The sequence below is a fragment of the Methylomonas koyamae genome (assembly GCF_006483455.1).
Taxonomy (GTDB): domain Bacteria; phylum Pseudomonadota; class Gammaproteobacteria; order Methylococcales; family Methylomonadaceae; genus Methylomonas; species Methylomonas koyamae_B.
Map to the genome: position 1 here is coordinate 1 of NZ_PPPU01000073.1, position 1,154 is coordinate 1,154.

A 1,154-nucleotide genomic window follows, 5' to 3' on the forward strand; every position below is an offset into this window, starting at 1 on the left:
CTTACGCATGGCGGCGCAGACGATGAGCTTGCCGTTTTTGCCGTTGGCTTTGAGCCGTTCGCATGGGACGCGGATGGCTGGATTATGTTGCCAGGCGACCAAAGCGGGTAGATAGAGCGCTTTGCGCAACCGAGCGTCACCGGTCTTGGCAATACAGGTTTTACCTTGCCATTGTCCTGACTGACGGATGGCGGGCGCGAGTCCGGCTTGGGCCACGATTTGTTTGGCATTGACGTAGCCGTGATGAGGGCTTAGAGCCACGAGCAAATAGGCGGTCGTCGCGGGGCCGATCCCCGGAATGGAGGTCAACAGGTCGCTTTGCTGTTTGAGATCGGGATTCTTGTCGATATGGTCCTGGATGGCTTGACGGGTGGCCTTTAGTTCGGCCGCCAATGTCGCCAGCACCGTGTTGATGGAAGGGACGATGGTGGTGTCAGCCGTCTCCAACCTGTTCTGCTCCATGCGCTGCATTTCCCCCAAGTGCTCTAAGCGACGCGTGAGGGCGTGCAACTGGCGCAGATTTGCGGGTAGTGGTTTCCAGGCGACCGGGTCGGCTTGCAGGGCATAGCGGGCAATCAGCTTGGCATCGGCTTTATCGGTTTTGGCGCGACTGAGTTCGCTTTTTCCGAAGGCATGAATTTGAGCAGGATTGACCACGCTGACGAAGTAGCCTCGGTCGGCGAGAAACTCTGCCAAGGGTAGGCCGTAAGCGCCAGTGGCTTCCATGCAAAGACGCGGGTCGGTGTCGCCAAAGCCGTCTAGCCAGACGGCAAACGCGGCAAAGCCCTCGGGATTGTTGGCAAACTTAGCATGCTTGTATTTGCCTTCGGCGAGCCGGGCCACGTCGAATTTAAGCTTGGCAATATCGATGCCAATGATAATGGAAGTCATGATCGCTACCTAACTGAAATAACAAAAATCGAACGCTGGATCAGAATGGACACTCGCAAAGTTCAGCCTTATGCATACAGGGTCAAGGTTAACCAAGCCCTTAGAATACCGTTCGAACTTTAAAGTGAGTGCGGGCGATGGAGAGAACTATCTACAAGGCAGGCTTTAAAGCCTCAGGGTGGGCACGTCTTCTCCATCGCCCTCCCGATGATCAGTCGGGGATTCTGCCTCTTTTTTCGGTCAGAATCGAGATATAAGGGTGG

General features: G+C 55.5%; 1 protein-coding gene. It reads right to left on the reverse strand.

Annotated elements, in window-relative coordinates; all coding sequences use genetic code 11:
* Nucleotides 1-891 (reverse strand): IS110 family transposase (locus tag C2U68_RS20595; protein WP_140914350.1); only part of this gene is annotated, 891 nt, incomplete at its 3' end.
* Nucleotides 892-1,154: the final 263 nt, after the last annotated feature.